General features: G+C 69.3%; 6 protein-coding genes. 3 read left to right on the forward strand and 3 right to left on the reverse strand.

Annotation, left to right across the window (positions count from 1 at the left end; translation table 11 throughout):
• Nucleotides 1–10: 10 nt before the first annotated feature.
• Nucleotides 11–1777 carry a DUF1015 domain-containing protein gene (locus AB0C28_RS47245; protein WP_358082694.1) on the forward strand — a complete coding sequence of 589 codons (1767 nt, stop codon included), beginning with the start codon at nucleotides 11–13 and terminating at the stop codon, nucleotides 1775–1777.
• Nucleotides 1778–1825: 48 nt separating this feature from the next.
• On the opposite strand, the gene AB0C28_RS47250 is transcribed toward AB0C28_RS47245, so the two are convergent.
• Nucleotides 1826–2236 carry a single-stranded DNA-binding protein gene (locus AB0C28_RS47250; protein WP_357854481.1) on the reverse strand — a complete coding sequence of 137 codons (411 nt, stop codon included), beginning with the start codon at nucleotides 2234–2236 and terminating at the stop codon, nucleotides 1826–1828.
• Nucleotides 2237–2346: 110 nt separating this feature from the next.
• Between AB0C28_RS47250 and AB0C28_RS47255 the strand changes: the two genes are divergently transcribed.
• Entirely contained in the window at nucleotides 2347–3273 is a 927-nt protein-coding gene (locus tag AB0C28_RS47255; protein WP_358082697.1) for an MBL fold metallo-hydrolase, read from the forward strand.
• Nucleotides 3274–3474: 201 nt separating this feature from the next.
• On the opposite strand, the gene AB0C28_RS47260 is transcribed toward AB0C28_RS47255, so the two are convergent.
• Nucleotides 3475–4752, reverse strand: coding sequence for a hypothetical protein (locus AB0C28_RS47260; protein ID WP_357854487.1), 1278 nt, complete (start codon nucleotides 4750–4752; stop codon nucleotides 3475–3477).
• Between AB0C28_RS47260 and AB0C28_RS47265 the strand changes: the two genes are divergently transcribed.
• Complete coding sequence (locus tag AB0C28_RS47265) at nucleotides 4657–5481, forward strand: hypothetical protein (RefSeq protein WP_358082699.1); 825 nt, start codon at nucleotides 4657–4659, stop codon at nucleotides 5479–5481. The two genes, AB0C28_RS47260 and AB0C28_RS47265, sit on opposite strands and share 96 nt — an antisense overlap.
• Before the next feature lie 1299 nt (nucleotides 5482–6780).
• On the opposite strand, the gene AB0C28_RS47270 is transcribed toward AB0C28_RS47265, so the two are convergent.
• A complete protein-coding gene (locus AB0C28_RS47270; protein ID WP_358082702.1) occupies nucleotides 6781–6954 on the reverse strand; it encodes a hypothetical protein in 174 nt (57 codons plus the stop codon).
• Nucleotides 6955–7750: the final 796 nt, after the last annotated feature.

Below are 7750 nucleotides of genomic sequence, written 5' to 3' on the forward strand. Positions count from 1 at the left end.
CATGCCCGGTATGGGGACTCCTGAACTGCCGGTGCCGGACGGCCTGGTGCTACGGCCCTTCCGGGGCGTGCGTTTCGCTGTCGAAGATCCCGCCAAGGTGACCTCCCCGCCGTACGACCTGATCTCCGACGCCGACGTCGAGGCCCTCCTGGACTCTCACCCGAACAACGTCGTACGCCTCATCCTTCCCTGCTCCACCCCCGGCGACTCCTCGTCCACACCCCACCACGCCCCGGAACCGCCCGCCCCGCACGCCTCCCGCCCGGAGGTGACCTCCTCAACCACCCACCACCGACCCTCGGCCCAACACACCCCGGAACCGGCGGCGTCATCCAATCACGCCCCAGCCGAGACCTCCCGGACCACTCACCACCCACGCTCTGCCCATACAGCCCCAGAACCCAGCGCACCACCCCACAACATCCCAGACACAACCTCACCGACCACCAACCACCCGCCCTCCACCGACTACGCCGAGGCCGGGAGAACGCTCAAAGAGTGGCTGGCGGAAGGTGTGCTCGTCCCGGACGAGGTGCCGGCACTGTACGTCTACGAACAGAGCGGCCCTGACGTCCTGCAACGCGGCCTGATCGGAGACGTCGGCCTGACCGACCCCGCGCAGCGCATCATCCTGCCGCACGAGGACGTCATGGCAGGCCCCGTCGCGGACCGCCTCGCCCTCATGAGCACCACCCAGGCCAACCTCGAGCCCATCTTCCTGCTGTACGAGGGCGACAACGGCACCGCCACGGCCCTGGTGGACGAGGTGGCCGCCAAGCGACGCCCGCTGGTGACCGCCCATACCGAAGACGGCCTGACCCACCGCCTCTGGGCCATCACGGACCCGGCGGAGATCGCCGTAGTCAACGCCGACCTCCACCATCGCCAGGCCCTGATCGCCGACGGCCACCACCGCTACGCCACGTACCGCGTCCTGCAACGCCAGGAACACGCCACCGCCCACGAGCCCGGCATCAGCGACTCCAGCACAAGCCGCCACGATGCCAGGCGCCCCCACGAGAGCCGTACCAACGCCGGTGGCCCTCGCGAGACCCGCGCCGACGCCGGCCGTACCAACACAGGCAGCCCCACCACAGGTGCCCCGACCACGAGCGGGCCCATCACGGGTGAGCCCCGCACGAGCCGACCCGACGCCGACACCCCCACCACGAAAGAGCCCAGCACGGGCAGTGCCAGCGCGGGTGGGACCGGGCCGTGGGACTTCGGGCTGGCTCTGCTCGTGGACAGCACCGCCTACCCGCCCGACCTCAAGGCCATCCACCGCGTGATCCCTGGCCTCCCCCTCAGCGAGGCCACCGAGAGGGCGCGGAGCTTCTGGCAGGTGCGGTACTACGACGACCTGGCGAGCGGCCTGGCCGCGCTGGACAGCGTGCCGGAGCCCGCCTTCCTGCTGGCCGGCGAGGGAGGCGCACGGCTGCTCACCGATCCGGATCCGGTGCGGCTGGCCCGCGCCATGCCGCCCGATCACTCCGATCGGTGGAACTCGCTCAACACCTCCATCCTCACCGAGTTCGTGCTGCCCGTGGTGTGGGGCATGCGTGACGACGAACGGACCGTGCGCATCGTCCACCACGACACCGAGGCCGCGGCCCGGCTCGCCGTACGTACGGGCGGAACCGCGGTGATCCTGAGACCGCTCGCGATCGAGGACGTGCTGGCGGTGGCCGCCGGCGGCGAACGAGTGCCTCGCAAGTCCACCTCCTTCGGCCCCAAACCGAGGACCGGCCTGGTCCTGCGCACGTTCGCGATCGACTGAGTGCCGGGCGCCGACGAAGTGCGCGCCCGGTCGGCCGGCAGTCACCGGTCAGACGGCCGGCGCCAGGTAGGGGACCTGTCTGGGGATCAGGACGGCGAGCGTGCCCGCGCCGCCGTCGCCGACCGGGTCGGCGGGCTCCGCGAGCTCCGCTTCGTAGGGTCTGGCGGAGCTCACCTCCACTTCGTAGCGCCAGATCTTGGCGGCCGACGGCCCGAAAACGCGGCAACGGAACGACCCCGTCACCTCGATGTAGTCGCGGGGTTTGAGTGCGCGGACCACGGCGGCGGTCTCCGGGTTGAACGTGACGCACGGGACGCTGTCCGTCAGGGCGGCGCCGCGTCTGTGCCGGCGGCGGCGCACGATGATGCGCCACTTCGAGACGGTGTCGCCGCTCGGCAACGGATGATCCTCGACCGGCGCTGACAGTCTCCCCACCAGCAAGACTTCGTTTCGATCCACGGTCGTCCTCCTATCGGTGCTCTGGTGAGGATCACTCTCTACGATGAGGGGGACGCCGGATCGGCTCGAACGCCGTTCTGGGGATAACGGCTGGACGATCAGGAGTGCCTGTGGACAACATCACCGCGCTTGGCGGCGACGTCTATGAGATCGACACCAGAATGGCCGGATATGCGGGCATCACGGCTGGCTATCTCATCCTGAGCGACCGGCCGTGCCTGGTGGAGACGGGCACCTCGACCTCGGCGCCCGTGGTGCGCGACGCGCTCGCCTCGCTGGGTGTCGGCCCCGACGACCTGGCCACGGTCGTCGTGACCCACATCCACCTCGACCACGCCGGCGGGGTGGGCGACATCGCCAGATTCTTCTCGTCCGCGCAGGTCGTCGTTCACGAGAAGGGCGCCCGCCACCTCGCCGAGCCGTCACGGCTCATGGCCAGCGCCCGCATGGTCTGGGGCGACAAACTCGACACCCTCTTCGGCGAGCTGGCCCCCACCGAAGCCGAACGCATCCTCGCCCTCGGCGACACCGGCGCCATCGACCTGGGCAACGGGCGTACGCTGAACAGCCACTACGCCCCCGGCCACGCCAAGCACCACGTCGGCCTCGTCGACTCCGCCACCGGCGACCTGTACGTCGGGGATGCGGCCGGCGTCTACCTGCCCGAAACCGGCGACTTGCGCCCCGCGACCCCTCCGCCGGACTTCGACCTGAAGACCGCACTCGACTCGATCGCGCTGTTCGAAGCGCTTGGGCCGCAGAGGTTACTGTTCAGTCATTACGGGCCGGTCGAGGCGGTTGAGGAGACGCTTGAACGGTCTGCGGAAGAGCTCCGGGTTTGGGTTGATCTGACGCAGCAGGCCCGGTCGGAGGGCATGGATCTGGACCACGCCGTCGCCATGGTCAGAGACCGCACCAAGGAACGGTACAGCGCGATGACCGCCGATGAGGCTACGGCGGAGCAGTTCGAGTTGTTGAACGGCGCCGCGTCGAACGTCGCGGGGATCCTGCACTGGCTCGACCGCGTGTCACCGTGAACCCCGTGTCCCACCGTGAACCCCAATGTCTCACCATGAGCCCCCGCGTCCCACCATGAGCTTCCCTCCGGGACGCGAACTCCGCCCACGGTTTTGTACCGTCCCGACGATCACCACCGCCGAGCGGAGACAGACTGACAAAGCCCCACACATCAGCACCGCCTCCCCCACTAGTGCAGGGGAGGCGGTGCGGAGTGTGCGTCAGTCGTTCTTGGGCTTGTCCGTGGGCGTCTCGTTGGCGTCGTCGAGCACGTCGCCGAAGTTCGGCTCGATGAACGCCGGCGTGATCCCAGGCGGCTCGGCCTGCCCAGCCGCCTCCTCCACCTCGTCCCGCTTGGCCGTCTCAGCCTCGGGGGCCGCCTCAGGCTGCTGGCCGCGAGCAGAGTCGGTCTCCGCCTCCTGGTCAACGGCCTCCGTGGAGCCTTCGGGTCCGGCGTCCGCCGCCTCAGGCTCTACTTCAGCCTGCCGCGCATCGGAACCGGCCTCAGCAGCAGCGGATTCGCCCTCAACGACAGCAACCTCGTCCTCGACCGACTGAGTCCGGGACTCAACCGGCGCAGCCTCGGACACGGATTCGTCCGAGTCCGCCGATACAACGACGGATTCGTCCTGCTCCGGTGCTTCGTCCTGAACGTCGTCAGACTCCAGAAGGTCGCCGGCCTCGGCGAGGGCGGCGGCGTCATCGTCGTCGTCCTCATCCTCCGCGGCCGAGATCTCAGAGACATCGTCTCCGTCGAAGTCCTCGTCGAGCTCGTCCTCGTCGTCAGCCGCACCGTCGAGCCCGGCCTCCTCGTCGTAGTCCTCCTCGACGTCCTCGATGACGGCGCCGGTCAGCTCCGCGTACCGCTCGGCCGCATCCGTCTCGCCGTCCTCGTCGAACGCCATCGCCCGGCCGAACCACTCGGTGGCCGCCTCCTGGTGCCCGGCGTCGGCCAGGGCGTCTGCGTACGCGAAGGCCAGCCGTGCCGACCACGGCTTGGGCTGCGGGTCGCGCAGCTCGGGGAGGCGCTGCAGAGTGATCACGGCGGCGTCGTGCTGGCCGAGGTCGCGGCGGGCGCCGGACTCGACAATGGTCAGCTCGATGCGCCCGTCTCTGTCGAGGCGCTCCGCCTCGGGCGAACGTACGAGGTCGATGGCCCGCTCGGGACGGCCGAGACCGCGCTCGCAGTCGGCCATGACCGGCAGGTACGCCTCCGAACCCGTCATCCGCCTGGCCGCCCGCAGGTCGCTCAGCGCCTCCGAGAAGTGCCCGGCCCGATAGGCGACGATGCCTGCGGCCTCCCGTACGACACCGATGCGGGCCGCGAACCTGCGCGCCACCTTGGTGTGCTCGTGCGCCTGATCGGGATCGTCCTCTTCGAGCGCCCGCTCGGCCGCGACCAGATGCCGGCCGACGAGGTCGGCCAGGTCGCCGGGCAGCGAACGCAGCTCCTCGAGAACTTCCTTGTCCAGCTCGTCGACGGTGATGTCGGGAGCCATCTCGGGCAGCTTCTCGCGCTGCGGAGCGGCCTCGCCCTCCCGCTCCGGCCGGCCGTACCTGGCCCGCGTACCGGAACGCTCCTCGCGGTCGTCCCTCGAGAACGGCCTGGAGTCGCGCTGCTCCCTTTCCCGGTCACCGCCGAAACCGCCTTCACGACGGTCGCGGTAGCCACCCTCACGCCTGTCGGAGGAACCCTCACGACGTCCGCCGTACCCGCCCTCGCGGCGCGGCCCGCGATCGTCACGGAACCCACCTTCGCGACGGGGGCCCCGGTCCTGGAAGCCACCCTCACGGCGAGGTCCGCGATCCTGGAACCCTCCACCCTCGCGACGGGGACCGCTGTCACGGAACCCGCCCTCACGACGCGGCCCACGATCATCACGCCCACCGCCGGCACCACGAGGCCCGCGATCGTCACGGAACCCACCCTCTCGGCGGGGGCCCCGGTCCTGGAAACCGCCCTCACGACGAGGTCCACGATCCTGGAAACCACCACCCTCGCGACGGGGACCGTAACCGCCCTCACGACGCTCACCGTAACCACCCTCACGACGCTCACCGTAACCACCCTCACGACGAGGACCACGATCATCCCTGTCCCGATAGGGACGACGATCATCGCCTTCGCGGCGCGGTCCGCGGTCCTGGAAACCACCCTCACGACGAGGTCCGCGGTCCTGGAAACCACCCTCACGACGGGCGCCGTAACCGCCGCCCTCGCCGCGTGAGCCCCGGTCCCCGCGATCGTCACGGTAGCCGCCTTCGCGGCGCGGCCCGCGATCGTCGCGGAACCCGCCCTCTCGGCGGGGGCCCCGGTCCTGGAAGCCACCCTCACGACGGGGTCCGCGATCCTGGAACCCTCCACCCTCGCGACGGGGACCGCTGTCACGGAACCCGCCCTCACGACGCGGCCCACGATCATCACGCCCACCGCCGGCACCACGAGGCCCGCGATCGTCACGGAACCCACCTTCACGGCGGGGGCCCCGGTCCTGGAAACCGCCCTCACGACGAGGTCCACGATCCTGGAAACCACCACCCTCGCGACGGGGACCGTAACCGCCCTCACGACGCTCACCGTAACCACCCTCACGACGAGGACCACGATCATCCCTGTCCCGATAGGGACGACGATCATCGCCTTCGCGGCGCGGTCCACGGTCGTCACCATCGCGCCGGGGGGCGCGGTTGTCGCGGTAGCCGCCCTCACGGCGCGGACCCCGGTCCTGGTAACCGCCTTCACGGCGGGGTCCGCGATCATCCCGATCGCGGTACGTACGGCGCTCCTCGCCGTCACGGCGGCTCGGGCGGTCGTCCCTGGAGTCGTCACGCCGAGGCCCTCTGTCGCCGCGGTTGTAGGACCGCGACCCTTCACCGGAACGGAACGGACGGTCCCCGCCGGAGTCTCGCCCGCGGGAGCCGTAGCCGCCGCTCCTGTCGCCTCCGCCCGGGCGCTTGTCCTCGTAGTCGCCGCCCCCGCGCTGTCCGCCGTCCGGTCCGTTATCTCTGTTCACTTCTGGTCCATTTCGTTGGCTCACCCAGCGGACTCTCAACGACGGTCCACCGTGGCTGGTCGCCGCCCACCCTGGGCCTTACGCGACGAAGGCCACCCGTGGGGGTGGCCCGGTGTGCCTCCAGCCTAGCAAGCCGTGGACCGTCCACGAGCCTGTCCAACCGGGATATCGCCAATGCTCAAAGCCGGATAAGCACAACCGCGCCTTCCGTCGCTGCACCCGCACGCAACGGCCGAGCCTGAGTCCGATTTCCGGTTCACTCTCAGCGTGACGAACCCCGGCTTTCCCACCGACATCTGCCACTCGCCATGTGACGGTCGGAAGGAACAATCCATATTGAACGGCCCACGCCAGCATCAAGGATATGAACGTCGACATCCAACCATTAACGTGCCCAGCACCCCCACGCGAACGGCTCGATGTGGCCGCGATTCGAATAAGCCATACGGGCCACCGAGGAGAGCACCCCCAAGTTCTACAAACGTGGCTTGCGGGACCGCATCGACGGCGACGCTAATCCCGATCGGCGGCGGCGCCGCCGAGGCCAGCCAGCTCTCGGGACCTGTTCACCTGCAGGATCGGCAGGATCGGCAGGATCGGCAGGATCGGCAGGATCGGCAGGATCGGCAGGATCAAGGCGATCACGACGACCAGCCGCAGTATCGCCTTCGCCACGGCCTCGGCCACGTGATCATTATCACGGCATATACCAACATGCCGCTAGAGCGTCCCTTGTGGGATTTCCAGGTTGCTTCGGCCAGGGCCTGGGCTCCGAAGGGAGAAGATGCATCTCGGCGTCGTCAGTGACGCCGAGACGGTGACAGCCACGGTGGCCGCGCAGTTCCGGGGAGTGCTGCGGTGGCCGCCACGGTGGCCGCTGCGGTGGCCGCTGCGGTGGCCGAGAGTTCCAGGGAGCGCTGCTGCGCTGGCCGCGCGGTTCCGTCGCCGGCTCGCCCCTCCCGAACACCTAGTCGCGTTCGCACAGCGCTACACCTCGCGGGAACTGCGACGGCTGCAGGAGAGCATCACCGACGACGAGAACGCCCGCCGGCAAGCACGCTGGGACTCTAAAGAATGCGCTACCGAAGAGCAGTTCTGGCGACGCAGGAGAGAAGGGCACCTCATCGTTCCGGCCAGCTCTCACCCCGGAGAGCATAGAGCCAGGGTGGGCATCACTCCCCGCACCCCACCTTCGCCGCCGCACGGCCCAGATCTTCCCTGGGGACGGCCTCACCGAAGCCCCCTTGGGGACGGCAGCCCACCAAACCCCCGGACAGCCCCCGAGCAGCCCTCGAAGAGTGGCGCAGTCGATGACGTGCGCGATCATGTCCACCGCTTCAGGACGCCAGAAAAGGGCCCGGAAACGCAAGAAGAGGGCCCCGACACCCGCAACAGGTGTCGGAACCCTCTCCTCAAAAGATTGTCCGGCGGTGACCTACTCTCCCACACCCTCCCGAGTGCAGTACCATCGGCGCAGGGAAGC

The organism is Nonomuraea sp. NPDC048892, assembly GCF_040649735.1.
Lineage (GTDB): Bacteria > Actinomycetota > Actinomycetes > Streptosporangiales > Streptosporangiaceae > Nonomuraea > Nonomuraea maheshkhaliensis.